This window comes from Lentzea kristufekii, from assembly GCF_033949925.1.
GTDB lineage: Bacteria > Actinomycetota > Actinomycetes > Mycobacteriales > Pseudonocardiaceae > Lentzea > Lentzea kristufekii.
On sequence record NZ_JAXAVV010000015.1, the window covers coordinates 66,717 to 88,210 of the forward strand.

At 69.6% G+C, this 21,494-nt stretch carries 19 protein-coding genes; 5 read left to right on the plus strand and 14 right to left on the minus strand.

Annotation, left to right across the window (positions count from 1 at the left end; translation table 11 throughout):
• Positions 1-77 precede the first annotated feature (77 nt).
• On the plus strand, positions 78-707 hold the full coding sequence (locus SK571_RS28435; RefSeq protein WP_319987145.1) for a DUF4360 domain-containing protein: 630 nt from the start codon (positions 78-80) through the stop codon (positions 705-707).
• 132 nt (positions 708-839) lie between these two features.
• Positions 840-2,096, plus strand: a complete 1,257-nt coding sequence (locus SK571_RS28440; RefSeq protein WP_319987146.1) for a sensor histidine kinase — start codon at positions 840-842, stop codon at positions 2,094-2,096.
• On the opposite strand, the gene SK571_RS28445 is transcribed toward SK571_RS28440, so the two are convergent.
• The 3 genes from SK571_RS28445 to SK571_RS28455 all read right to left on the minus strand — a co-directional run bounded on the left by SK571_RS28445 (position 2,086) and on the right by SK571_RS28455 (position 5,505).
• Positions 2,086-3,183: a hypothetical protein gene (locus SK571_RS28445; RefSeq protein WP_319987147.1), complete on the minus strand. Its 1,098-nt coding sequence runs from the start codon at positions 3,181-3,183 to the stop codon at positions 2,086-2,088. The two genes, SK571_RS28440 and SK571_RS28445, sit on opposite strands and share 11 nt — an antisense overlap.
• An 85-nt stretch (positions 3,184-3,268) precedes the next feature.
• Positions 3,269-4,879 (minus strand): serine/threonine-protein kinase, encoded by a 1,611-nt coding sequence (locus SK571_RS28450; RefSeq protein WP_319987148.1) that lies wholly within the window; start codon positions 4,877-4,879, stop codon positions 3,269-3,271.
• Positions 4,876-5,505: a hypothetical protein gene (locus SK571_RS28455; protein ID WP_319987149.1), complete on the minus strand. Its 630-nt coding sequence runs from the start codon at positions 5,503-5,505 to the stop codon at positions 4,876-4,878. Before SK571_RS28455 ends, SK571_RS28450 begins: the two co-directional genes overlap by 4 nt.
• Positions 5,506-5,707: 202 nt before the next feature.
• Here SK571_RS28455 and SK571_RS28460 point away from each other — a divergent pair, with 202 nt between their 5' ends.
• On the plus strand, positions 5,708-6,595 hold the full coding sequence (locus SK571_RS28460) for a hypothetical protein (protein ID WP_319987150.1): 888 nt from the start codon (positions 5,708-5,710) through the stop codon (positions 6,593-6,595).
• 70 nt (positions 6,596-6,665) lie between these two features.
• On the opposite strand, the gene SK571_RS28465 is transcribed toward SK571_RS28460, so the two are convergent.
• From SK571_RS28465 to SK571_RS28490, 6 genes are all read right to left on the minus strand, one after another.
• Positions 6,666-7,010 (minus strand): RNA polymerase-binding protein RbpA, encoded by a 345-nt coding sequence (locus SK571_RS28465; RefSeq protein ID WP_030470277.1) that lies wholly within the window; start codon positions 7,008-7,010, stop codon positions 6,666-6,668.
• A 66-nt stretch (positions 7,011-7,076) separates the two neighbouring features.
• The gene (gene secG, locus SK571_RS28470; RefSeq protein ID WP_089958273.1) at positions 7,077-7,316 is read right to left on the minus strand and encodes a preprotein translocase subunit SecG; all 240 of its coding nucleotides are present in this window, start codon (positions 7,314-7,316) and stop codon (positions 7,077-7,079) included.
• Positions 7,317-7,410: 94 nt separating this feature from the next.
• A complete protein-coding gene (gene tpiA / locus SK571_RS28475) occupies positions 7,411-8,199 on the minus strand; it encodes a triose-phosphate isomerase (RefSeq protein ID WP_319987151.1) in 789 nt (262 codons plus the stop codon).
• Positions 8,199-9,392: a phosphoglycerate kinase gene (locus SK571_RS28480; protein WP_319987152.1), complete on the minus strand. Its 1,194-nt coding sequence runs from the start codon at positions 9,390-9,392 to the stop codon at positions 8,199-8,201. The genes tpiA and SK571_RS28480 overlap by 1 nt, the downstream gene beginning before the upstream one ends.
• A 17-nt stretch (positions 9,393-9,409) precedes the next feature.
• Positions 9,410-10,414 carry a type I glyceraldehyde-3-phosphate dehydrogenase gene (gene gap, locus SK571_RS28485; RefSeq protein WP_319987153.1) on the minus strand — a complete coding sequence of 335 codons (1,005 nt, stop codon included), beginning with the start codon at positions 10,412-10,414 and terminating at the stop codon, positions 9,410-9,412.
• Between the two features lie 115 nt (positions 10,415-10,529).
• Positions 10,530-10,745: a hypothetical protein gene (locus SK571_RS28490; protein ID WP_319987154.1), complete on the minus strand. Its 216-nt coding sequence runs from the start codon at positions 10,743-10,745 to the stop codon at positions 10,530-10,532.
• 90 nt (positions 10,746-10,835) lie between these two features.
• Between SK571_RS28490 and SK571_RS28495 the strand changes: the two genes are divergently transcribed.
• On the plus strand, positions 10,836-13,184 hold the full coding sequence (locus tag SK571_RS28495) for an ATP-binding protein (RefSeq protein ID WP_319987155.1): 2,349 nt from the start codon (positions 10,836-10,838) through the stop codon (positions 13,182-13,184).
• 142 nt (positions 13,185-13,326) lie between these two features.
• Positions 13,327-15,393, plus strand: a complete 2,067-nt coding sequence (locus SK571_RS28500) for an acyltransferase family protein (protein ID WP_319987289.1) — start codon at positions 13,327-13,329, stop codon at positions 15,391-15,393.
• 25 nt (positions 15,394-15,418) lie between these two features.
• Here the strand turns inward: SK571_RS28500 and whiA are convergent, their stop codons facing one another.
• From whiA to uvrC, 5 genes are all read right to left on the minus strand, one after another.
• A complete protein-coding gene (whiA, locus tag SK571_RS28505; RefSeq protein ID WP_030478101.1) occupies positions 15,419-16,405 on the minus strand; it encodes a DNA-binding protein WhiA in 987 nt (328 codons plus the stop codon).
• Positions 16,396-17,364, minus strand: coding sequence for a gluconeogenesis factor YvcK family protein (locus tag SK571_RS28510; RefSeq protein WP_319987291.1), 969 nt, complete (start codon positions 17,362-17,364; stop codon positions 16,396-16,398). Before SK571_RS28510 ends, whiA begins: the two co-directional genes overlap by 10 nt.
• Before the next feature lie 5 nt (positions 17,365-17,369).
• Positions 17,370-18,227 (minus strand): RNase adapter RapZ, encoded by an 858-nt coding sequence (gene rapZ, locus SK571_RS28515; protein ID WP_406602050.1) that lies wholly within the window; start codon positions 18,225-18,227, stop codon positions 17,370-17,372.
• A 483-nt stretch (positions 18,228-18,710) separates the two neighbouring features.
• Positions 18,711-19,271: an HD domain-containing protein gene (locus SK571_RS28520; protein WP_319987157.1), complete on the minus strand. Its 561-nt coding sequence runs from the start codon at positions 19,269-19,271 to the stop codon at positions 18,711-18,713.
• A gap of 293 nt (positions 19,272-19,564) precedes the next feature.
• On the minus strand, positions 19,565-21,466 hold the full coding sequence (gene uvrC, locus SK571_RS28525; RefSeq protein ID WP_319987158.1) for an excinuclease ABC subunit UvrC: 1,902 nt from the start codon (positions 21,464-21,466) through the stop codon (positions 19,565-19,567).
• Positions 21,467-21,494 lie beyond the last annotated feature (28 nt).

A 21,494-nucleotide genomic window follows, 5' to 3' on the forward strand; every position in this document is an offset into this window, starting at 1 on the left:
TTTTCTGAAAAAGGCCGCCGCCACCGAAGTCCAACCGCCGCCACCCTCCCCGCGAGATGCGTTCGGAAAGGTGCCTCATGCTCAACGCGGTTGCCGCTGCCCTGCTGACCTCGGCCATCATCATCCCGCCCGGCGCGCCCAACGAGACGCCGCCGCCCGACCACATCACCATCGACATCGTCACGGTCAACGGCTCGGGTTGCCCGGCGGGCACGGCTGCCGTCGCGGTGTCCGAGGACAACAAGGCGTTCACCGTCACCTACAGCGACTACCTGGCCCAGGTCGGCGTCGGCGCACGGCCGACCGACTTCCGCAAGAACTGCCAGCTCAACCTGAGAGTCAACGTCCCGCAGGGCTTCACCTACGGCATCGCCCAGGCCGACTACAGAGGGTTCGCCCACCTGGAACGCGGGGCGTACGCCATCCAGAAGGCCAACTACTACTTCCAGGGCATGTCGCAGAACGACTCGGCCTCACACCGGTACAACGGTCCGCACAGCGACGACTGGCAGGCCACCGACCAGACCGAGCTCGCCGCGATCGTCTACTCCCCGTGCGGCGAGAAGCGGAACTTCAACATCAACACCGAGCTCCGCGTCTACCCCGGCTCGTCCAACACGGCCACGACGACCAGCTTCGCGTCGATGGACTCCACGGACGGTGCCATCGACACGACCTACCGATTCAGCTGGAAGACATGCCCCTAGTAGTGCTGTGACTACCGCACGCGCTCGCACGAGCGTGTGCGGTAGCACATATGTGAGCCGACAGCCGTACAGATTCGCGTGTGACGACGTCTTACCCCCATGACGGGGCAGGTCGGGGTAAAGGGGCAGCCAATGCCATCCGCCGCATACGCGCAGTACGGTGAGGATCGCAAGGCTCACAGGGGAGGTCGGATACTGACCACGACACTGCTCCCGGCCAGACGGCCGGCGACGACCGCGGCCGGTTCGCGCTGGCCGCTCAGCGGTGACTACCGTCAGGTCCTCGCCGACCTCGCGTTGCTCTTCTTCGCCGCGCTCGACGTCTGGCTGTACGGGTTGTGGCTCGAAGCCGACCCGATCACGGACCTCCCGCCGATCGAGAACTACCAGCTGTGGCTGAACTGGCTCGCCGTCGGCGCGCTGGTCCTGCGCCGCCGGTTCCCGTTCCTCACGCTGGTCCTGACCATCCCCGGCTTCTTCGTCGGCTGGTCACAGCTCGCCGCGATGATCGCCCTCTACACGGTCGCCCGCCGCTACATCGGCGGCTGGCAGACGGGCCTCGCGGCCGCGCTGGTGTGGCTCTGCCGGTTCGTCGCCTGGCCGTTCGAGGAGCTGATCGAACGGCCCGCGTCAGGACACTTCCACTCGGCGATCTACGGCTTCCTGGTGGCGGGCCTGCCGATCGCGATCGGCCTGCTGGTGCACGCGCGTCAGGAACTCTCCGACCGCATCTCCGAACTGGCCGAGTCACGCGAGAGAGAGCGCGTGCTCCACGCGCACGCCATCCGTGCCGACGAACGGGCAAAGCTCGCCCGCGAGATGCACGACGTCGTGTCGCACCAGGTCAGTCTCATCGCGATGCAGGCAGGCGCGCTCCGCATGGCCGTGGCCGACGTCGAGCACAAGCAGGTCGCCAGCACCATCCGCATGTTGTCGACGCGCACGCTCGACGAACTGCGTCAGCTCGTGTCCGTCCTGCGCACCACGGACGACAACCAGCCGAGCCTCGACGAGCTGCCGGAACTGGCCGCCGACGCGGGCTTCGAGGTCACCATCCAGCTCAAGGGCCCCGTCGAGGACCTCTCCGCACCGGTGTCCGGCGCCGTCTACCGGACGGTGCAGGAGGCCCTGACGAACATCCGCAAGCACGCCGTGGGCGCGAGCGCGACGGTGTTCATCGACGCCCAGTACGACGACAACGTGCTGGTCGAGGTGCGCAACACCGCCGCGTCCAGCCCGTCGTCGACGCTGCCCAGCGGAGGTCACGGCCTGGTCGGCCTGCGCGAGCGCGCCACGTTGCTCGGTGGCGAGTTCTCGGCGGGACCGACCGAGGACGGCGGCTTCCTGGTGTCGGCGACGTTCCCGAGGGAACGCGTCATCACCGATTGAAGCGCTGGAAAGCGTGGAACGACTTCTTGGGCTCCAGGCGGTAGGGCGAGTTCTCGTCGTCGAACCGCTCACGGATCGTGCGCAACAGGCTGTACGAGGCCATGTCGTAGTCACGGTCGCGGCACGTCGGGTTGTGCGGCGAGTCCGGTGAGATGACCGAGTACAGGTGTGATCCCTCGACATCGGGCTGTGCGCCGAACACGCGCAGCATCCGGGCGATGTGGTCGGCCTGCTCGCGTTCGTTCCGCTCGAAGCCGGGCTTGATCACGGGCGGGTCGGCCTCGTGGTCGACGACGTCCCAGCCCATCCCGCCGGCCTTCGCCGCGCCCGTGAAGGTGCAGCAGCCGTGTTCCAGGATCATCAGCGGCTTGCCCCAGCGCCGATATCTGCCCAGGTCAGCGGCGTACTCGGCATCGGTGTCGAAGTGCGTGTAGTAGTCCAGACCGACGAGGTCGAACAACGACCAGTCGGTCCACTCCGCGTCCGCGCCCGCCGCCGCGCCGTAGGTGATGCGGCCCCGGAACTCCCGGCGCGCCACCTCGACGGCCTTCACCACGAACTCGCGGAAGCGCCGGACGACCGCGGGCCAGTCCGTGATCGACGGCATGTGCGCGATCCGGTCGAGGAACGTGTCGCCGGGGATGATGCCCGGCGTGAAGAGGAAGTGCTCGCAGCCGGTGACGAACGTGATGTCGTCGCCGTGCCGCTTCCGCTCCGCCGTGCGTGCGGCCTCCGCCAGGTGCTCCAGGACCTGCTCCTGGGGGTGGTCGTAGAGCCTCGGCTGCACGAAGACCCTCATGCCGCGGCGCACCGCCGCGTCCGTCGTCTCGGCGAGGCGGCCGAGGTCGCTGCCGAACGCGGTGATCGAGGGGCAGCGCAGGTCGTCCGCGATCAGCCGGATCTCCCGTTCCAGCTGCGGACGGCTCCAGCGCACCCGGCTCAGCGGTTCCCCTGCCGCGTGCAGCACGCCGGTGTCGTAGCAGACGCCGCCACGCTTGCGCGGCGCCGCTGCCGCCGTGCCGCCCCCGATGCTCGCCAGCGCCGCGGCACCGGCGGCGGCCTTCAGCAACACCTTCCGACTGATCATCGTTCCCCCTGACTGGTTGCTCGACCAGAAGCACTGCTTCTTCGAGAACGCCCGCCAGGGGTCGGATTGTCGCGTTCGAACGCGGTCAGGCCCGCTTGGAGGCCAGTGACGCGCTCAACGCCGCCGCCGCGCCGAGCACACCGCAGGTGAGCGCGATGGACATCGTCGGCTCGTGCTTGAGCAACACCGACACCAGCAGCCACACGGACAGCCCGAGACCGAGACCGAGCGGCACGGACGCGATCACCGCGGCCATGCCGGTCTGCCGCCGCCGCAACGCCCGCAGGTTCGACTCCAGGTACGCGAACGTGAACAGCAGCAGCAACGCCGAGCCGGTGCCCATGAGGCTCAGCCACGGCGTCTGGCTGGACTCCAGCAGGAACGGCGGCTGCTCGTCGACCTGGGCCGTCACGACGCCCCCGATGATCCACCTCGCCGCGCCCGGCAGCACGAAGCCCTCGGGCCCGCGCTGCGGCACGTCCGCGAGCGGAACCCCGGCCGCCGTCACGACGAGATGAGTGCCTTCGACGTTCACGGGGTCCGCGAGGTCCATCGTGACGGTCGTCGCGGGCGGGGTGCCGGTCGCCACGAACGGCACCACGGCCATCGCGATCAACGCGAGGGCGGCCACCAGCCACAACGCCCACGGCGTCGACGGCGGCTTGATCACCTGCGAGGCCGGCACCAGCGTGCTGCTGCCGCTGAGGCGCGCGGCGGGGATCGGGTCGACCAGCGTGGCCCGGATCCGCTGTCCCGTGAGCGTGACCGTCTCGCGTTCCGGCACGGGCCGCAGCGACGGACGGGTGGACGACGCCGACACCTGCGGTGCGAGGTGCACGGGGATGCCCAGGCGCACGAGCCAGTCGGGACCGAACAGGTGGCCCGCCGCACCAGCGAGGTCGATCGCGAACGTCTCGGCGTTGCGGTAGCGCGCGTCGGGCTCCCGCGCGATGCTGCGCATCACCACGCCGGCCAGGGGTTCCGGCACGTTCGGCAACGGCCGCGGGTCCTGGAACACCCGCTTCTGGATCATCGCGATCGGGCCGCCACCGCGTTCGAACGGCAGGTCGCCGCAGAGCAGTTCGTACAGCATCGTGCCGGTCGCGTAGACGTCGGCCGCGGGCGACAGGGCGTTGCCCATCGCCTGTTCCGGGGCGATGTAGGCGGGCGTGCCGAGCACCGCGCCACCGTGCGTCACGAGCGTCGCGCCCTCCGACACCACCTGCGAGATGCCGAAGTCGGCCACCTTCACCACGCCGTTCGAGGTGAAGAGCAGGTTCTTCGGCTTCACGTCGAGGTGCAGCACGCCGGCCTCGTGCGCCGCGTGCAGCCCGGACAGCGCCGCCAGCACGATGCCGCACGACTGCTGCGCGGTCAGGCCGTCACCGGAGAACCGCGACCAGACCGTGCCGCCGTCGAGGCGCTCCATCACCAGCAGGTGCTCGCCCTGCTGCCGGACGTAGTCGTAGACCGGGACGATGTGCGGGTGGTCGAGGCGCGCCAGCAACCGCGCCTCGTGCTCGAAGCGCTCGCTCATCCGCGGGTCTTCGGCCACGGCGTGCGGCAGCCGTTTGATCGCCACGGGACGCCCCAGCTGACGGTGCACACCGCCGTAGACGACACCCATGCCGCCCTCGCCGATCTGGTCGCCGACGGCGTACTGCGGCAGGGCGGCGACCACACTGGACAGAGTCACCGTTGGATCCTCACGGTATCCGCATCCATTGAGGACGGTGGCTTCTCGCCCGGATGCGGTGTCACGTAGCCAAGAACGAACGCGGCCGCCGCGGCGCCGACGATGAACGGGATCTCGGCGGTGGGCGACGGCGCCACCAGCCGCAGCACCGACAGCGAGATCACCGCGATCAGCCCGGTCCCGATGCCGGCGGGCAGGAACCGCATGGCCCGCTGCCACCGGTTCGCGGGCAGCCGCCTGCGCGCCAGTGCGATCAGGGCGCCCGCCCACGACAACGCCGTCAGCACGAGCACGCCCAGCCCGAACGCCCCGTAGACCGACCAGAGCGAGCCCCTGACGTCCCCGGTCGTCTCGACGGACGCGATGCTCTCCCGCTGGACGTCGATGACCTCGACCGTGACCGGAAGGAGACCGATCGCCTGCGAGCCGAGATCGGTCGGCTCCAGCGGGAACGACCGGGTCTCCGAGGACCTCGCCGGCACGTCGAACGGAACCGTTGTGTCGTAAGCGAAGAAGGTCAACGCCAGCGCGGTGCCGCTGATCCGGACGGTCTTCACGCGCTGGAGGGTGTCCGTGTTGTTGCGGACCGTGACCGAGACCTTGGCGGTCTGCGACGGGTCCAGCACCAGGTTCCCTACTCCAACCGGCCTACCGTCCACATCGGCCTCGAGGATCACAGACCCGTCCTGTGCGAAGGCCGCCGAGGGAAGCAGCATAATTCCGCACCACAGCAGTAAACCTGCACCGGCCATGCGACGTCTCACTAGCGCACCTTAGGTTCTGATCCGGGGAGAGGGAATGCGGTCTTTAGGCTTACTCGTGGCCATCATGGCCGGTGTTACGGTGCTGAGCACCACACCGGCCGTGGCCCAGCAGCCGCCGGTGCTCTCGGCGAACCCGAGCGTCGGCGCCCCAGGTACGGCTTTCAAGGTCGCGTGGACCGGGATCTACTTCGATCCGGACTGCACGAACTTCGCAATGCGCGTCCTCTGGGACGGCAAGACCGTAGTGGGCAGCGGTACCGGTGGTGGTCGCGGGACGGGTTCCGGTTCGGCAACGGTTCCGGCGAACGCCACAGCCGGTGGTCACCGGGTGACCGTCCAGGCGACCTCGTGCCAGGCCGGCGCGGCGACCACGACGTTCACCGTCCGCGTCCCGCCGACCACCACAACGACTCAGCCGCCCGTCACCACCAGGCCCCCGGTGACGAACCCGCCGGTCACCAACCCGCCCGTGACGACCCGTCCCCCGGTCATCACGACCACCACGACTCCCCCGGTGACGACCACGACGACGACCACCACCACCACGGACTCGTCGACCCCGTCGTCCTCCTCCACGACCGACGCGCTGACCAACCCCGGTGACGGCGTCCTCGTCCTCGACAAGGACAACATCCAGCCCGGTGACGACCTGACCGCGACCGGCACCGGCTGCCCCAAGGGCGCGAGCGTGACGCTGAAGTCGCTGGGCCAGGACGTCGGCAGGACCACGGCCGACGAGAACGGCGAGTTCCGCTCGCCGGTGAGGTTCGCGAACATCGAGCCCGGCCGCCACAAGGTGCGCGCGGAGTGCGGCATCGTGCTCGTGGGCAACGTGGACGTGACGCTGTCGAGCTCGTCCCAAGGCACGACCAGCACGCTCGTGGTGCTGTTGTTCTTCCTGCTCGTGGGTGCCGCGATGCTGCGCCGTCAGTTCTCCGGCCTGAGGCGATAACCGGGGAACGCGAAAGGCCCCCTCTCCGCAGTAGAGGAGGCCTTTCGCGTGATCACCGAAGATCTGAGCCCTACGGCTCTTCGCGCTGGCGGCGCAGCTTGGCGAGAGCCTCTTCGAGGATCGCCTCACCGTCCGCGTCGGAGCGCCGCTCCTTCACGTACGCAAGGTGCGTCTTGTACGGCTCGTTGCGCGGAGGCGCGGGTGGCGTCTGCTCGTCACGACCTGCCGGCAGGCCGCAGCGCGGGCAGTCCCAGTTCTCCGGAACCTCCGCGTCGACCGCGAAGGAAGGCCGGGACTCGTGACCGTTCGCGCACCAGTACGACACCCGACGACGAGGCGCGGACTCGCCGCGCTCCGATTCGCCCATCGGGCCTGCGCCGACGCGGGTACCGCGAATCGCGTTACCACCGGACATCGACCGTTACACCCCCACCAAGTGGTTACCCCAAGCCCCTGAAGGCTTCTGCCGCTGAACGGTTGATCAGGCTCCGGGGAGCTTGATCAGCAGCCCGATGCCCACGATGGCGATGACCCAGACCGCGCCGACGAAGAGCGTCAGGCGGTCGAGGTTCTTCTCGACGACGGAGGAACCGGACAGACTCGACTGCATACCGCCGCCGAACAGCGAAGAAAGGCCGCCACCACGGCCGCGGTGCAAGAGCACGAGCAGCACCAGGAGCACGCTGGAGACGATCAACAGGATCTGCAGGAACAGGATCATTTCTTCCTCGCTGTCAGGCAGCCGACGCCACAGAGTACCTGTTCGACTGCCGAACGTGTGCAACCAGTGGGGTTAGTGGTTTATCCAGATCAACTTAGGGTAGAGGCCCGCCGGCAGCCAATGCGCACAGCTTGGTGAATTCGTCGGCCTGAAGGCTGGCACCGCCCACAAGGGCGCCGTCGATGTCCTTCTGCCCGATGAGCTCACTGATGTTCGACGACTTGACCGAACCGCCGTAGAGCACCCGGACGACCGCCGCGGTCTCCTCGCCGTACTTCTCCGCCACGAACGAGCGGACCAGCGAGCACACCTCCTGCGCGTCTGCGGACGACGCGGTGCGACCGGTGCCGATGGCCCACACGGGCTCGTAGGCGAACACGATCTTGGCGACCTGCTCGGCCGTGAAGCCCTTCAGGCCGCCCTCCAGCTGCTGGCGCACCAGCTCCAGGTGACCCTTGGCCTCGCGGACGTCGAGCTTCTCACCGAAGCAGAAGATCGGGGTGACCTCGACCTTCAGCGCGGCCTTGACCTTGGCGTTGACGATGGCGTCCGTCTCGCCGTGGTACTCGCGCCGCTCGGAGTGCCCGACGACGACGTAGTCGCAGCCGAGCTTCGCGAGCATCGGGCCCGACACCTCACCGGTGTAGGCGCCCGAGTCGTGCTGCGAGATGTCCTGCGCGCCGTACTTGAGCAGCAGCTTGTCGCCGTCGACCAGCGTCTGGATGCTGCGGATGTCGACGAACGGGGGAAGAACGGCGACCTCGACCTTGGCGAAGTACTTCTCCGGGAGGGAGAAAGCGATCTTCTGCACGAGGCCGATGGCCTCGAGGTGGTTGAGGTTCATCTTCCAGTTGCCCGCAATGAGCGGGAGACGGGCTGCCATCAGGACTCCAAAACGCTGATGCCGGGGAGTTCCTTGCCTTCAAGGAACTCCAGGGACGCGCCACCACCGGTGGAGATGTGCGAGAAGCCGTCCTCGGGCAGGCCCAGCGCACGCACCGCGGCAGCCGAGTCGCCGCCACCGACGACGGTGAACGCGTCGGACTTCACGAGCGCCTCGGCGACGGCACGGGTGCCGCCGGCGTAGGTCTCGATCTCGAAGACGCCCATCGGGCCGTTCCAGAACACGGTCCTGGCGTCGGCGAGCTTCGACGCGAACAGCTCGCGCGACTTCGGGCCGATGTCGAGGCCCATCTTGTCCGCGGGGATCGAGTCGGTGCCGACGACGTCGTGCTCGACGTTGCCGAACTCGGCCGTGACCAGCACGTCGACCGGCAGCACGAGCTCGACGCCGCGCTTCTCGGCCTCGGTGAGGAAGCCCTTCACCTGGTCGAGCTGGTCCTCCTGCAGCAGCGACGTGCCGACCTCGTGGCCCTGGGCCTTGAGGAACGTGTACGCCATGCCGCCGCCGATGAGCAGCCGGTCGACCTTGGCCAGCAGGTTCGCGATGACGCCGAGCTTGTCGGACACCTTCGCGCCGCCGAGCACCACGACGTACGGGCGCTCCAGGTCGTCGGTGAGCTTCTTGAGGACCTTGAGCTCGGCCTCGACGAGACCGCCGACGTACGCGGGCAGCTTCTGCGCCACGTCGTAGACCGAGGCCTGCTTGCGGTGCACGACACCGAAGCCGTCGGACACGAACGCGTCCGCGAAGGCCGCGAGCTCGTCCGCCAGTGCCGCACGCTCCGCGTCGTCCTTCGAGGTCTCGCGGGCGTCGAAGCGGACGTTCTCCAGCATCACGACGCCACCGTCGGTGAGCGCGCCGACCACGGACGTGGCGGACGGGCCGACCAGGTCGCTCGCGAGCGCGACCTCGGTGCCGAGCAGCTCACCGAGGCGAGCGGCGGCCGGGGCCAGGGAGAACTTCGGGTCCGGCTCGCCCTTGGGGCGGCCGAGGTGAGCGGTGACGATCACGCGGGCACCCGCGTCGGCGAGTGCCTTGATCGTCGGCACCGACGCGCGCACGCGGCCGTCATCGGTGATCTTGTCTCCGTCGAGGGGGACGTTCAGGTCGGCGCGCACCAGGACGCGCCGACCCGCGACACCCTCGGCGAGCAGGTCGCTGAGAGTCTTCACTGACTTCCCGTCCCTGCTCAGATCTTCGAGGCGACGAGCTTGACCAGGTCCGCGAGGCGGTTGGAGTAGCCCCACTCGTTGTCGTACCAGCCGACGACCTTGACCTGGTTGCCGATGACCTTGGTCAGCGGCGCGTCGTAGATGCACGAGTGCGGGTCGGTGACGATGTCGGCCGACACGATCGGGTCCGTCGAGTACTTGAGGATGCCGGCCAGGGGGCCCTCGGCGGCGGCCTTGTACGCGGCGTTGATCTCGTCGACGGTGGCCTCGCGCTTGAGCGTGACGGTCAGGTCGGTGGCCGAGCCCGTGGGGATCGGCACGCGCAGCGCGTAGCCGTCGAGCTTGCCCTTGAGCTCCGGCAGCACCAGGCCGATGGCCTTCGCGGCGCCCGTGGAGGTCGGGACGATGTTCAGCGCGGCGGCGCGGGCACGGCGGAGGTCGCTGTGCGGCGCGTCCTGCAGGTTCTGGTCCTGCGTGTACGCGTGGATCGTGGTCATGAGGCCCTGCTCGATGCCGAAGCTGTCGTTCAGCACCTTGGCCAGCGGCGCGAGGCAGTTCGTGGTGCAGGACGCGTTCGAGATGATCGTCTGCGAACCGTCGAGCTTCTCCTCGTTCGCGCCGATGACGACGGTGAGGTCCTCGTTCTTGGCCGGCGCGGAGATGATGACCTTCTTGGCGCCGCCCTCGTCCACGTGCGCACGGGCCTTGGTGGCGTCGGTGAAGAAACCGGTCGACTCGACCACGACGTCGACGCCGAGGTCCTTCCACGGCAGAGCGCCCGGGTTGCGCTCGGCGAGGGCCTTGATGACCTTGCCGTCGACGGAGATTCCCTCGTCGGTGACCTGCACGTCGGCGTCCAGACGACCGAGGATGCTGTCGTACTTCAGCAGGTGCGCCATCGTGGCGACGTCACCGAGGTCGTTGAACGCGACGATCTCGATGTCGTGGCCGCCGGCCCTCACGGCGCGGAAGAAATTGCGCCCGATGCGACCGAAACCGTTGACACCTACACGAACCGTCACGACTGACTCCTTGCGTTCAGCTTGGTAGGAACAAGCCCACCCTATCTGCCGAACTGCGTCCCTGGTCACAGGGATAGTGAGTATCTCTGGATCGAACCAGAAAAACCTGCTCCGACTAGGCCGTTCGGCGGCGCAGCGCGCGGAGCATCCAGAGGTACGCGCTCAGCTCCTCCGCAGCCTCCGCGGCGGTGCGGCAAGCCTCCGGACCGGTCTCCTCCGCGTCCCTGCCGACCACGGCCGTGATCCGGGCGAGCCACTCGTCCACGACGGGGCGGTCCTGGGGCGGCACGAGCGACGCCGCCGGGTCTGCCGGTCTGCTCTGCGCTGTCATGGACCGATCCTGGCGACGCCCGGAAGGACCGTTCAATACCCCGAAACAGCGGGTGTTACGGACCGTTACGCGCCGGTACGGTCAATGGTCATGACGGCCAACGCCGCCTGCGTGACATGTGGAAACCCGCTTCCCGAGGCGGTCGCGGGCCGACGCTACTGCTCCAACGCCTGCCGTCAGCGCGCCTACCGCGAACGCAGCTCCGCACGCGACGACTCTCCGCCCGGCTCTGCTCTCCCTGCGCCGCTGGACACCTTCGTGGGCCGCCGCGAGGAGCTGGCCTCACTGGCACGCACCGAGACGAGACGTCTCGTCTCGCTGGTCGGCCCGGCGGGTGCGGGCAAGACCAGGCTGGCCGTCCAGCACGTGAGCAGACGCGCTGACCAGACGTGGTGGGCGGCGCTGGCGCCGGTGTCCGACGCCGTCCAGGCGATCTACACCGCGGTCGGCGCGCACCCGTTGCCGAACCGCTCGGTGCGCGACGCGGTGATCGCCGAGATCGAGCGGCACCGGCGCCCGTTGCTCGTGCTGGACAACTGCGAGCACCTGCTGGCGGACGTCGCCGACGTGGTGTCGGAGCTGCTGGCGTGCTGCCCGCGGCTGCGCGTCCTGGTGACGTCGCGGGAGCCTCTTCGCCTGGCCGGGGAGCAGGTCTTCGCGGTCGGCGAGCTGGAGCTGCCACCGGTCGAGGCCGACGTGGCCGAGGCCCTGCGTTACGACGCGGTGGTCCTCTTCCGCGACCGTGCGGTCTCGGTGGACCGCTCGTTCGAGGTGGACGCCACGAACGTCGCCGACGTCGTCGCCGTGTGCCGCGCCCTCGACGGCATGCCGCTGGCGATCGAACTGGCCGCGCGGCGCATCACGGTGCTCTCCCCCGCCGACGTCCTCGCCCGGCTGGGCGACCGCCTCGCGTTGCTGACCGCGGGGCCGCGCGCCGCCGAGGACCGGCACCGCACGTTGCGGACCGCGATCGGCTGGAGCTACGACCTGCTGTCCGAGGAGGAGCAGGCGGCGTCGCGCCGGCTCGCCGTGCTGGGTGTGCCGTTCGACCTCGGGGTGGCGAGCGCGGTCTGCGGTGTTCCCGACGCCCTGGAACTGCTGACCGGTCTCGAGCAGAAGTCGCTGCTGGTGGTCGACCGGGTCGGTGGCCACACGACGTTCCGCCAACTCGAATCGGTCCGTCTCTACTGCTACGAGCGCGCTGTCGCGTACGCAGAACTCTCTCTCGTGGCCGACCGTGTCGTCGAGTGGGTGTGTTCGGTCGTCGAGCCGGAGATCTCGTCGTTCTTCCCGTCGCCGCCCGTCGTGCTGCGCCTGGACCGCAACGTCGGCCTGCTCGACCTGGCCGTGACCCGCACCGCGCAGACCGGCGACTGGTCGCGGCACGCGCTCGCGATCGTCGCGACGGCCTGGACCTCGACCCCGCGCGGCCCTCGCGGCGCCCCCACCGAACTGCTGCACCAGGCGCTGTCCCGGCCGATGCCGCAGGCGTACCGCAGCGTTCTCGCGGTGCTGGCGGCGATGCACCACCGGGTGCGCGGCGGCTGGCACGTGACCCGCCGGTTCGCCGAGGAGTCGCTGGCGATCGAACGCGCCGACGCGCGCCGTCCCGGCACGACGGCCCGCGCCCTGGAGGTGCTCGCGTCCGCCGAGGCCCACACCGGCAACCCGCAACTGGCCTGGCAACTCTTCGACGAGGCCGCCGCGCTCCTGCACGAATCGGACGACAAGCTCGCGCGCGCCATCCTGCTGAACTCCTACGGCTGGACGTTGGTGCAGCACGGCTTCGCGGACCGGGCGGCCCCGCTGGTCCGCGAGGCGGTGACGCTGACCCGCCTGATCGGCCTGCCGCACATGCTGAACCCGGTCCTGCACACCGCGGGCGCGATCGCGCTGGCGCACAGGAACCACACCGAGGCCGTCGACCTGTTCCGCGAGAGCCTCGAAGTGGGCTCCGAACACCCGATGGACCAGTACTACGACCTGGAGGGGCTCGCGCTGGGCCTGGTCGGCGCGGGTTCCGACGACGAACGCGCCCTTTCCCTGCTCGTGTCGGCCTCGGCAGTCCGCACCCGCTACGACTTCCGCGCCGAGCCGTACTGGCAGGCCATGCTGGACGAGGCGCGCGCGGTCTGCCGCGAACGGATCACGGCCGGGCGGCTGCGCGCCGCCGAGTCGACGGGCGAGCGGATGTCGTTGGCGCAGGCCATTTCGTACGCCCTGACCGCGCACCCGCACGCCGAGGACGACGGACTGGTCTCCGCCCGCGAGCTGCACGTGGCGACGCTGGTGGCGGAGGGGCTGACGAACCGGCAGATCGGCCAGCGGCTCGGCATCTCACCGCACACCGTCGCCCGGCACGTCACCCGGGCGCGATCCAAGCTGGGGCTGCGGTCGCGGGCCCAGCTCGCCGTGTGGGCAGGCCGCCAGGCCACATGATCGACTAAAACCGCAGGTCAGGTCACCTCGGTCACAATAGGTCATCAACTGGGGCTTCAGTTGCACCGATCGGGTTAGCATCCCCGCCTCGAACGCGGAACCGTTCCGCAGCACTCTCCACGAGGAGTCACCTGTGGCGACGATGTCCGCCGAGCGGCCAGTCCCGGCGCTTGATGCGGCACGACGCCCTCAGCACGCGCTGAGAGGCGACATCCAGGGCCTGCGCGCCCTCGCCGTCGGCATCGTGCTGCTCTACCACCTGCGGCCGTCGTGGCTGCCGGGCGGCTTCGTCGGCGTCGACGTCTTCTTCGTCATCTCGGGCTTCCTGATCATCGGCACGCTGACCGGCGAGGTGCGCCGCTCCGGCACCGTGAGTCTGCGCGACTTCTACGCGCGCCGCATCCGCCGCCTGCTGCCCGCCGCGACCGCGACGCTGCTCGCGGTCGTCGCCGCGGTCGTGCTGCTCCTGCCCGAGTCGCGCTGGCCCGCGTTCATGCGCGAGGTCGTCGCATCCGCGCTGAACGCGCAGAACTGGCTGCTGGCGGTGCTGTCCAACGACTACGGGCACGCCACCGCGGGTGCCTCGCCGGTCCAGCACTACTGGTCGCTCGCGGTCGAGGAGCAGTTCTACCTGGTCATCCCCCTGCTGCTGATCGCGACCGCCGCACTCGCCCGCCGGTTCGACGGACGAACGGTGCGGTACGCGGCGGTGGTCATCGCCGTGGTGACCGTCGCGTCGTTCGTGTTCTCGGTCGTCTACACCCGCATCGACCACGGCGCCGCGTACTTCGTGACGCCGACCCGCATGTGGGAGCTCGGCATCGGCGGACTGGCCGCGATGGTGCTGCACCGCGTGTCGCTCGGCCGCGCGGCGCGGGAGCTGCTCGGCTGGCTGGGTTTCGCCGCCGTGGCGTTCAGCGCCGTCCACTACACGACCGACCTGCAGTTCCCGGGCTGGGTCGCGGCGGTGCCGGTGCTCGGCACGGCGGCCATGCTGATCGCCACGGACACGCTGCTCGGACGCCTGCTGGGCATCCGGCCCGTGCGCTACGTCGGCGACATCTCCTACAGCCTCTACCTGTGGCACTGGCCGGTCATCGTGGTGATGCTCGAACTGAGCGACAACGAGCAGCTGTCCAAGAAGGAGATGCTCGTCGCCGCGGTGCTGAGCCTCGCGCTCGCCGCGGTGTCCAAGCGGTTCGTCGAGGACCCGTTCCGCCGCAACAGGTTCGGTCGCCGCCGTGGCACCTACGTGTTCGGCGCGGCGCTCGTGGTCGTCGCCGTGGTCGCTGCCTCGGTCCCCTGGTACGCCGCCGCGCGCGAGCTGGAGCGCCTCGCGAGCGTCTCGGTGCTGGACGCCGACCACCCCGGCGCCATGGCGCTCGACCCCCGCGACCCGCTGCGCGCCCCCGCGCGCGTGCCGCTCGTCCCCGACCCGGCCGTGGCGAACGAGGACGGCCCCTACAGCGGCCGCGGCGACGCCGAATGCCACGTCTTCCTGCTGACCCACCCCGCCGACGCGTGTTCGTGGGGTGAGAGCTCCGCGCAGAAGACCGTGGTGCTGCTCGGCGACTCCCACGCGGCGCAGTACAGCACCCCGCTGATCGACTTCGCCGAAGGTCCCGGCCGCGGGCGGTGGCAGGTCAAGGCCATGACCCGCAACGGCTGCCCGTTCACCACGGTGCCGCCGTCCGAGGCGGGCCGGCCGTTCACCGTCTGCTCCGAGCAGAACCTCGGGGTGCTGGAGCGCGTGAAGGCGCTCAAGCCGGACCTCGTGGTGTTGTCGGGCATGAGCCGCGAGGCCTACGAGAGCGACCTCAAGTGGACCTGGAACACCCGCGAGGACATGCTGCGCGGCTACCGGGAGATGCTGGCCGCGCTCACCTCGGCGGACGTCCCGATCGCGGTGGTCAAGGACCTGCCCCGACCGGACGGCCAGGTCCTGCGCTGTCTCGAACGCAAGCGCCGTGATGTGGCCGCCTGCGGAACTCCTCGCGCCGAGGCGTTCGCCGGTGCCGGAGACCCGCTCGTGGAGGCGGCGGCCGGGTTCCCCCGCGCCAAGATCGTCGACCTGACGCCGTGGTACTGCCGTGACGACGTCTGCCCGGCCGTCGTCGGCAACGTCGTGGTGTACCGCAACAACCACGTGACGAACCTGTACTCGCGCACGCTCGCCACGCCGCTGCTCGGCCGGCTCGGGATGGTCTGACCCCGAGCCGGCCGAGAGCGGTGTGTCAGACCTCTGCTTCGAGCATCTCCGCCGTGACCGCGGACTCGGTGTCCGGCAGTCCCAGGTCCTTGGCCCGCTTGTCCGCCATGGCCAGCAGACGCCTTATACGGCCTGCCACCGCGTCCTTGGTCATCTGCGGGTCCGACAGCTGGCCCAGCTCCTCCAGCGACGCCTGGCGGTGCGCGAGGCGCAGCTGCCCGGCGGCGGCCAGGTGGTCCGGTGCCTCCGGGCCGAGGATCTCCAACGCCCGCGCCACCCGTGCGGCCGCCGCGACGGCCGCACGGGCCGAACGGCGCAGGTTCGCGTCGTCGAAGTTCGCCAGCCTGTTCGCGGTCGCGCGGACCTCACGCCGCATCCGGCGCTCTTCCCACGCCATCACGCTGTCGTGCGCGCCGAGCTTGGTCAGCATCGCCCCGATGGCGTCGCCATCCCTTATCACCACGCGTTCGGCCCCGCGGACCTCGCGCGACTTGGACGAGATGCCCATCCTGCGCGCCGCGCCGACCAACGCGAGCGCCGCCTCGGGACCGGGGCAGGTGATCTCCAGCGACGAGCTGCGACCGGGTTCGGTCAGCGAGCCGTGCGCCAGGAACGCACCGCGCCACGCGGCTTCGGCGTCGCACACACCACCGGACACGACCGGCGCGGGCAGGCCGCGCACCGGGCGGCCGCGCGGGTCGAGCAGACCGGTCTGCCTCGCGAGGCCCTCGCCGTCCTTGACCACGCGGACGACGTACCGGGTGCCCTTGCGCAGGCCGTTCGACTGGATCGTGAAGACCTCGGCGTGGTGGCCGTAGAGCGCCTGGATCTCCTTGAGCAGCCTGCGGGCCGCGGAACCCAGGTCGAGCTCGGCCTCGACGACGACCCGGCCGGACACGATGTGCAGGCCGCCGGCGAACCTGAGCAGGGAGGACACCTCCGCGCGGCGGCAACAGGTCTTGGATACCGCGAGCCTGCTCAGCTCGTCCTTGACCGCCGACGTCATCGCCACTGGCCAGTCCCTCCCACTCCGGTCTCCACGACCACTTGCCTCAGGCAACCGGCAAGTGCCTCCGGATCATGCCGCTCTGCGGCGTCCGGTGCGGCGATCTTGGCCAGATGCGTACGCGCACCCAGTGCCGAGGCGGCTCGCGTCAACCGGTCCGGGGTGGGGACCGAGTCGACGTCGGCGATCACCGCGTCCACCTTCAGCTCGGGTGCGTGTTCGCAGACTACGTCCAAATGCCGCTCCGGAGAGAAACCAGCGGTTTCACCCGGTTGGGGGACGAGATTGAGCACGAGCACCTTCTTGGCCCGCGTGTGCACGAGCGCGTCGTGCAGTTCGGGCACCAGCAGATGCGGCAAGACGCTGGTGAACCACGATCCGGGCCCCAATACCACGACATCGGCTTCAAGTACAGCCTGTACTGCTTCCGGACAGCCGGCAGGTCGCCCGTTCGGGGCGGTCAACCGGATGCGCTGCACCAGTCCGGGCGTGGTCGCGATGGCGACCTGCCCCCGGATCCGCCGCACGTCCGTCTCGTCCTCGTCCAGCCCCACGACGTCCGCCTCGATGTCGAGCGGATCGTTCGACATGGGCAGCACCCGGCCCTTGACGCCGAGCAGCCTGCTGGTGAGGTCGAGCACCGCCACGGGGTCGCCGAGCTGCTCGAGCAGCCCGGCGATCACCAGGTTGCCGACCGCGTGCCCCGCGAGCGCCCCGGTGCCGCCGAAGCGGTGCTTGAACAGCGACGTCCACCGCCGGCTGGCCTCGTCGTCCCCCGCCAGCGCCGCCATGGCCTTGCGCAGATCGCCGGGCGGCAGCAGGTCGGAGAGCTCACGCCGGAGCCGCCCCGAAGACCCTCCGTCGTCCGCGACCGTCACCACGGCCGTCACGTCGTCGGTGACCTGCCTCAACGCACTCAGCGTCGCGTGCAGCCCGTGGCCGCCACCCAAAGCAACAGCTTTCAACTTCGTCACTCACGTCCCAGATCCCTGTGCACGACCTTCACGGCCGTGCCGTCCTCGCTGGCCAGCCGCCCGGCCAGCTCTTCGCTCAGGGCGACACTGCGGTGCTTGCCACCGGTGCACCCGATCGCGAGCGTCAGGTAGCGCTTGCCCTCACGCCGGTAGCCGGCACCGATGAGCCTGAGCAACTCGTGGTACCGATCAAGGAACTCGTCCGCGCCCTCCTGGGACAGCACGTAGTTGCGCACCTCACCATCGAGTCCCGTCTGTTCCCTGAGCTCCGGGATCCAGAACGGGTTCGGCAGGAACCGCACGTCCATGACGAGGTCGGCGTCCATCGGCAGCCCGTACTTGTACCCGAAGCTCAGCACCGTGACCCTGGTCCGGCTGGCCGCCTCGCTGCCGAACGTGTCCTCGATCTTGGCCCGCAGCTGATGAATGCTCAACGCCGACGTGTCGACCACGAGGTCGGCTTCCTGCTTGAGCGGCGTCAGCAGGATCCGCTCGGCCTCGATGCCGTCCTGCAACCGCCCGTCCCCCTGCATGGGGTGACCGCGCCGCACCGCCTCGAAGCGCCGGATCAGCACGGCGTCGGTGGCCTCGAGGAACAACACGCGCGGCTTGTACCCACGCGCGTCGAGGTCCTTGATGATGGAGGCCAGGTCCTCGGTGAACGCGCGGCTGCGCACGTCCATGACGACCGCGACCCTGGTGATCGCCCCGCGCGCCTGCGCGCCGAGCTCGACCATGGTGGCGATGAGTTCCGGGGGCAGGTTGTCCACGACGAACCAGCCGAGGTCCTCCAGGCACTTGGCCGCGGTGCTGCGGCCCGCACCGGACAGCCCGGTCACCACGGCGACTTCGATGCCGGACTTCTCCGCGTTCACGACTACGACTCCGTTACCTGTTCATGAGCGCGACTGTGCCGCTCTCGTTTGGGCATGCTCTCGTACTGGGCGAGCTCTCGTTGCCGGGGAGCTCTGGTTCTGGGCGAGCTCTCGTTGTCCGCGAGCTCTGGTTCGGGCGAGCTCTGGTTCTGCGCGAGCTCCGGTTCGGGCGAGCTCGACGTCGGGCCAGGCCGCGACCGGGCGCGCACTTGGAGAGTCTCCACTGGAACGGCCCTCGCGTGCGGCAGGTTCGACAGTTGAGACGCTACGTGGCGCGGCCGGTTTCGCCACCCGGACGAGTGAACCTCGTCCTGATCCACGCCTGACACCGTCTAGTGGATGTCACGAAACCATGGTCATCTTCGCCGCGACAGAAGGAGGGAGCACGCGGGTCGAGCACCTCGTCTCACAACGCCAGCCACACCTACCTCAACACCAGCCCCACATCTCACAATTCCAGCCTCACACCGCAACCGGCCAGCTCGACTGGAACGCCAGCCGCGCATCGGCGCCCGACGCGATCCGGTCAAGCTCGTCGTCCAGCGCCATGAACACCTCCCACGCCTCCTGGCCCGCGGCTCTCGCCAGCCGTTCGGTCACCAGCTGCTCCAGGTCCGGGACGCGCTTGGCCTTCCACACCTTGTCCGCCAGGCTGACCAGCAACTCCTCCAGGCTGATGCCCGGCGCGGTCCACGAGGCGTGCGTCCGTGCGAACCGAGCCAGTCGTTCGTCGACCCCGCGCTCTCGCAGCAGCTCGTGGCCCGCCGGCTCGTGCGCCGAGCCTGGACCGGACAACTCGTTGGGGTGCAACACCTTCCCGATGTCGTGCGTGGCCGCGCCGTACAGCACCGCGTCCCGGTCGATAGTGACCGACGGGTGATGCCGCTCGACCCATTCGACGAGTTCGCAGGCGACGTCGTGCACAGCCCGCAGGTGCGCGACCAGGCGCGGCGAAGCGTGCAGCTCGATCAGCAACTCCTCGACGGGCGCGGGTAACGGCCGCAGCGGCACGGGCTCTGTCATGGCTCGGTGCGGCGGCGACTGGTTCTCGCGAACCGCAGCACGCCGAACCGACGACGGACCGTCGTCAGGCGACGGCAACGGCGGTGGCGGCAACGGCGGTGGCGGTAACGGCGGTGGCGGTAACGACGACGTGGGTGGCGGCGGCGGTAACGGCGACGTCGGTGGTGGCGGTAACGGTGGCGTCGACGGCGGTGGCAGCGAGGGCGATGGCAGCGAGGGCGATGGCGACGAACCTTCTCCCATCACACCGTTGCAGGGCAACGAAGAGCCGGCACCCGCCGGCTCCCGACCCATCAGGAGTTCCCGCCCGACGAAGCCAAGGTCGCCACCACGGCCTCCGCGGTGCGGCGGCCCACCCCCGGCACGTCGCTGATCTCGTCCACTGTGGCCTGTCGCAGCTTCCGCACCGAGCCGAAGTGCTTGAGCAGTGCGGCTTTGCGGGTCTCGCCGAGGCCTGGTACCTCGTCGAGGGCCGAGGTGGTCATGCGCTTCGAGCGCTTCTGGCGGTGGTAGGCGATGGCGAAGCGGTGGGCCTCGTCGCGGACTCGTTGGAGCAGGTACAGGGCGTCGCTGGTGCGCGGGAGGATCACCGGGTCCTGTTCGCCTGGGACCCAGACCTCCTCCAGGCGTTTGGCCAGGCCTACGACTGCCACGTCGGTGATGCCCAGTTCGGCCAGGACGTCGGAGGCCGCTGCGGCTTGGGGGCCTGCGCCGTCGACCACCAGGAGGTTGGGCGGGTAGGCGAACTTGCGGGGTTTGCCGGTGTCCGGGTCTATGCCCGGGTTGGGGCCGCCGGAGGCGGTTTCGCGGAGCATGGCCTGGAAGCGGCGGCGGACCACCTCGGCTATCGAGGCCACGTCGCCCTCGGTGGCTGCCTCGCGGATGGCGAAGCGGCGGTATTCGGACTTGCGGGCCAGGCCGTCCTCGAACACCACCAGGGACGCCACCACGTCGGTGCCTTGGACGTGGCTGATGTCGATGCACTCGATGCGCAGCGGCGCGGTGTCGAGCGACAGGGCGTCCTGGATCTCCTGCAGTGCGGCGGAGCGGGCGGTGAGGTCGCCGGCGCGGCGGAGCTTGTGCTGGGCGAAGGCTTCGGAGGCGTTGCGCGCCACCGTTTCCATGAGGGCCCGCTTGTCGCCTCGTTGCGGGACGCGCAGGACGACTCGCGAGCCCCGTTGCTCGGACAGCAGGTCTTCCAGGGCCGGGGCGTCGTCCGGCAGCACCGGGACCAGCACCTCGCGCGGGGTGCTCTCGGTGTTGTCGCCGTAGAACTGCATGATGAACTGGTCGACGAGGCCGCCGTCGTCGAGAGCTTCGACCTTGTCGAGCACCCAGCCGCGCTGGCCGCGGACACGGCCGCCGCGGACGTGGAAGACCTGGACCGAGACCTCCAGCTCGTCCTGTGCGAACGCCATCACGTCGGCGTCCGTGCCATCGCCCAGCACGACGGCCTGCTTCTCCATCGCGCGGCGCAGCGCGCCCAGGTCGTCGCGCAGGCGGGCGGCGCGTTCGAACTCCAGCTCTTCCGACGCCTGCAGCATCTCGCGTTCCAGGCGGCGGACCATGTTGTCCGTCTTGCCCGCCAGGAAGTCGCAGAAGTCGAGCACGATGTCGCGGTGCTCGTCGGCCGACACCTTGCCCACGCACGGCGCCGAGCACTTGTCGATGTACCCGAGCAGGCAGGGGCGGCCGATCTGGTTGTGCCGCTTGAAAACGCCCGCCGAGCACGTGCGCGCGGGGAACACGCGCAGCAGCAGGTCGAGCGTCTCGCGGATGGCCCAGGCGTGGGCGAACGGGCCGAAGTAGCGCACGCCCTTCTTGCGCGGGCCGCGGTACACGTGCAGACGCGGGTAGTCCTCGTGCAGCGTGACGGCCAGCACCGGGTACGACTTGTCGTCGCGGTACCGGACGTTGAAGCGCGGGTCGAACTCCTTGATCCAGTTGTATTCGAGCTGCAGCGCCTCGACCTCGGTGGAGACGACCGTCCACTCGACGGAGGCCGCCGTCGTCACCATCTGGCGCGTGCGCGGGTGCAGCCCGGCCAGATCCGCGAAGTACGAGTTCAGCCTGCTGCGCAAGCTCTTCGCCTTGCCGACGTACACGACCCGGCCACCGGCGTCGCGGAACTTGTAGACGCCGGGAGCCTCAGGAATCGTGCCCACTGCAGGGCGATACGTCGAGGGATCTGCCACGCCGTCCAGACTATCGACGCGGTCCGAC

What these genes read in the sequence shown, in the direction of transcription:
- SK571_RS28495 (WP_319987155.1), top strand. Translation starts at nt 10,836, where the DNA reads ATGACGGCCAACGCCGCCTGCGTGACATGTGGAAACCCGCTTCCCGAG.
- tpiA (WP_319987151.1), bottom strand. Translation starts at nt 8,199, where the DNA reads ATGGCAGCCCGTCTCCCGCTCATTGCGGGCAACTGGAAGATGAACCTC.
- secG (WP_089958273.1), bottom strand. Translation starts at nt 7,316, where the DNA reads ATGATCCTGTTCCTGCAGATCCTGTTGATCGTCTCCAGCGTGCTCCTG.
- SK571_RS28520 (WP_319987157.1), bottom strand. Translation starts at nt 19,271, where the DNA reads ATGACAGAGCCCGTGCCGCTGCGGCCGTTACCCGCGCCCGTCGAGGAG.
- SK571_RS28440 (WP_319987146.1), top strand. Translation starts at nt 840, where the DNA reads ATGCCATCCGCCGCATACGCGCAGTACGGTGAGGATCGCAAGGCTCAC.
- SK571_RS28460 (WP_319987150.1), top strand. Translation starts at nt 5,708, where the DNA reads ATGGCCGGTGTTACGGTGCTGAGCACCACACCGGCCGTGGCCCAGCAG.
- SK571_RS28465 (WP_030470277.1), bottom strand. Translation starts at nt 7,010, where the DNA reads ATGTCCGGTGGTAACGCGATTCGCGGTACCCGCGTCGGCGCAGGCCCG.
- SK571_RS28445 (WP_319987147.1), bottom strand. Translation starts at nt 3,183, where the DNA reads ATGATCAGTCGGAAGGTGTTGCTGAAGGCCGCCGCCGGTGCCGCGGCG.
- SK571_RS28500 (WP_319987289.1), top strand. Translation starts at nt 13,327, where the DNA reads ATGTCCGCCGAGCGGCCAGTCCCGGCGCTTGATGCGGCACGACGCCCT.
- SK571_RS28435 (WP_319987145.1), top strand. Translation starts at nt 78, where the DNA reads ATGCTCAACGCGGTTGCCGCTGCCCTGCTGACCTCGGCCATCATCATC.
- SK571_RS28490 (WP_319987154.1), bottom strand. Translation starts at nt 10,745, where the DNA reads ATGACAGCGCAGAGCAGACCGGCAGACCCGGCGGCGTCGCTCGTGCCG.